Origin of the sequence: Megasphaera sp. NM10, assembly GCF_000417505.1 — a bacterium.
GTDB classification, from domain to species: Bacteria; Bacillota; Negativicutes; order Veillonellales; family Megasphaeraceae; genus Megasphaera; species Megasphaera intestinihominis.
This window is the reverse complement of the sequence record NZ_APHY01000106.1, coordinates 1-1,893: the sequence shown is the minus strand read 5'-3', so window position 1 is coordinate 1,893 and position 1,893 is coordinate 1. Positions and strand designations below refer to the sequence as shown.

Here is a 1,893-nt window from a genome sequence, read left to right as displayed (position 1 = left end):
TYGGCAGTSTCAGGAACCCATTCTTGATGTTGATAGCGTTCGTCGACAAGAGAGATGGAACCATCCCCCTTTTTCATCGATAGTGCGGCAGGCGGACATCTTTCGACTGATAGTCACCTACCTTGACTTTCTGCAAAAGCCCGAAAAAGGACCGAAAACTGCGGTCGGCTATTTTCAATATCTGCTGGGCTACACCGGCCTGCAACAAGCCATAGTTTTCATTTTCCTTGCAAATGGGGTAACTTTCTTCGTACCGCAAGAATTGATGGGTATCGAAGTAATGCTGCCGAATCGTATAGACCCCTACATTGTACAGGTTATTGCTGTATTGGCACATCTCCCGGAGCATCGTATAGTCTTGTTTCGCCAAGCCACGGATGACATTCGATTGCGTCAAGTACATCTGGGATTCACCTCCTCTGTCATCTTTCATTATACCCTAGCCGAGGTGAAAAGGCTAAGACAGAAAAGACATAGGGTGGATTTTGCAGGCATCGAACCTGCGAAATCCATTGCCATTCATCCCCTACCTAAGAGGAAGGAGTCTTCTGGCAAAACTGGGATAAAGAGGTTACTTCAATATCTTGTTATTGTAGCGCCGGATGTAGACGATATATTGCCCTTTCGCGTCTTTCTGGCCGTCAAAGGCGACAGTGATCGACACGTCATCCTGGGTCCATTCGACTTCTTTATCACTCTGTTTGACTGGGAAGTTTTCCATATTGGAATAAATCGTCGCTACCAGGCGGGAATAAATGCTCTTGGCTGTCGCCTTGTCAGTCGTCTTAAAGTAATTATCGAAAGCCAGGACCTTGCCCTTGGCCGACGTATCGGCCGAGAAGATTTCGATGCCTTCCGTAACGGATACGTTCTTGACGACCGACGTCCGTTCAGCCCGTTCCGTAAAGGATACCGTGCTGCCGTAGAAAGTCCAGTCGGGCAGGATGGAGAAATTGGCATCGAAATCAGCCCGGGGCATACCGAGATAGACCGTCTGATACGCCGTAAGCGGGCTTTCGGCGATTTCATCGACAGACTGGTTGTAGTCAAAAGCACCGGCCGGGGTCGCCAATGCCGCCCATAACAGGGTTGCTGCCATTAATTTTTTACAGGTCATGAGAATTCCTCCTTTACAGGAATGGCGTCAAGATCAAGCTGAACAAGGCGAAGACCAGACGCTGCAAGGGAATGAGGATATACGTGAAAAAAGGCGTCATCATCAGGGCGATGAGGATGAGGAAGCTGTAGCGTTCGAGGCTGGCCAGCTTATAGTTCCACGACGTCGGCAGGAAACACATGAGGACCCGCGAGCCGTCGAGAGGCGGCAAGGGAATCATGTTGAAGATGGCAAAGTTGACGTTGTACAAGACGATGAGGTGAAGGACCATGGGCAGGGCCGTCGTCGTAAAGAGATGGAGCTTGACAAAGATGACTTCAATGACCAAGGCGACGAAAGCCGTGATCAGGTTGGACACGGGACCAGCCAGGGATACACAGATTTCCCCTTTCCGCCAGTTCCGGAAATTGCCGACTTGGATCGTAACCGGCTTGGCCCAGCCGAACTGGGCGACGAGCAGCATGATCAGGCCGACCGGGTCGATATGAGCCACGGGGTTCAACGTAAGGCGCCCCATCAGACGCGGCGTATCATCGCCCATCCAGTCTGCCACCTGGGCATGGGCGTATTCATGGATGACCATGGCGATGAGCAGGCCGGGAATCCCGGCAATAATAGAAAGTATATTAAAATCGAACATAGAATTCTCCTTTCGTTAATATTTCTATTATACGGTATCTAGGAGAAGATAACAAGATGTGGCTAGGGGCGTAGGGATTAGGGGCTAGGGGCTAGGGGTCAGGGGTTAGCCGCTGACTGCTGAGTGCTAAAAAAAG

General features: G+C 50.6%; 3 protein-coding genes. All 3 read right to left on the bottom strand.

The window, feature by feature from the left end; all coding sequences use genetic code 11:
• Positions 1 to 73: 73 nt before the first annotated feature.
• The 3 genes from NM10_RS12370 to NM10_RS12360 all read right to left on the bottom strand — a co-directional run bounded on the left by NM10_RS12370 (position 74) and on the right by NM10_RS12360 (position 1,757).
• Positions 74 to 403 (bottom strand): transposase, encoded by a 330-nt coding sequence (locus NM10_RS12370; RefSeq protein ID WP_020311879.1) that lies wholly within the window; start codon positions 401 to 403, stop codon positions 74 to 76.
• Positions 404 to 571: 168 nt separating this feature from the next.
• Positions 572 to 1,117, bottom strand: coding sequence for a hypothetical protein (locus NM10_RS12365; protein WP_020311878.1), 546 nt, complete (start codon positions 1,115 to 1,117; stop codon positions 572 to 574).
• 13 nt (positions 1,118 to 1,130) lie between these two features.
• Complete coding sequence (locus tag NM10_RS12360) at positions 1,131 to 1,757, bottom strand: site-2 protease family protein (protein WP_020311877.1); 627 nt, start codon at positions 1,755 to 1,757, stop codon at positions 1,131 to 1,133.
• Positions 1,758 to 1,893 lie beyond the last annotated feature (136 nt).

Bases quoted from the DNA above. Each gene is read 5' to 3' on its own strand.
- NM10_RS12370 (WP_020311879.1), bottom strand. From the start codon at position 403: ATGTACTTGACGCAATCGAATGTCATCCGTGGCTTGGCGAAACAAGAC.
- NM10_RS12365 (WP_020311878.1), bottom strand. From the start codon at position 1,117: ATGACCTGTAAAAAATTAATGGCAGCAACCCTGTTATGGGCGGCATTG.
- NM10_RS12360 (WP_020311877.1), bottom strand. From the start codon at position 1,757: ATGTTCGATTTTAATATACTTTCTATTATTGCCGGGATTCCCGGCCTG.